The 834-nt window shown below is 72.5% G+C and carries 1 protein-coding gene; it reads right to left on the bottom strand.

Translation table 11 applies throughout. The features are described 5' to 3' along the window. Positions 1 to 834 (bottom strand): ABC transporter permease (locus tag FNQ90_RS25325; protein ID WP_323380181.1); only part of this gene is annotated, 834 nt, incomplete at both ends.

Below are 834 nucleotides of genomic sequence, written 5' to 3'. Positions count from 1 at the left end.
GGCGCGGGGGTCCCAGCGGAACCACCGCCGTACAGCAAACACCGACGCACCGATCCACACCAGCGCGACCACCAGGGCCCGCAGCACGTCGGTTCCCTCGAGGGTGCCCAGCCAGCCGCCGCGCACCATCTCGATGACGGGGGTCATCGGCAGGAAGCGGAAGACATCGGCCATGGTGTCGGGCAGCGTCTCCAGTGGCACGATCAACCCCGAGGCGAAGGCGGAGACCATGAACAGCGGCAGCCCGGTGATCTGCGCGCTCTCCACGGTGCGGGTGAAGGCGGCCGTGACGGCGGCCATCAGCACCATCAGCACCGGTCCGAGGAGCAGGCCGAGGAGCAGGGTCGCGGGCTGCTCGGGGAAGCCGAGGTCCAGGGCGACCGTGCCGATGGCCACCAGCAGCAGGCACTGGGCCAGGGCCAGCACGGCGGAGGGCAGCGCGGCCCCCGCCAGGACCTCCCCGTCGGAGAGCTCGCCGGTGCGCAGCCGCTTGAGCACCCGCTCCTCGCGGCGGGCGACGTAGACGGAGATGACGTTGGAGTAGACGACGAACAGCAGGATCATGCCGATGCCGCCGGTGATCACGAGCGCCCCGACGCTCAGGCCGACCTCGGCCAGGTCCATCTCCCGGCTCACGGAGAAGGTCGCGGCGGCCATGAAGAACGGCATGACCAGCGCCATCATCAGGGCCGTGCGGTTGCGCAGCAGCAGGGTCAGCTCGGCGCGACCGATGGAGGTCATGCGGCGCAGCGCGGCCGGGTCGGGGAGACCGAGGAGCCGGCGGGCGGTGCCGGCGCCCGCCCTCGGCGGCGCGGGCGGCGGGGCGGGAGTGGT

It is taken from the genome of Streptomyces alkaliphilus, assembly GCF_014141535.1.
GTDB classification, from domain to species: domain Bacteria; phylum Actinomycetota; class Actinomycetes; order Streptomycetales; family Streptomycetaceae; genus Streptomyces; species Streptomyces alkaliphilus.
This window is presented reverse-complemented; position numbering and strand designations above follow the sequence as displayed.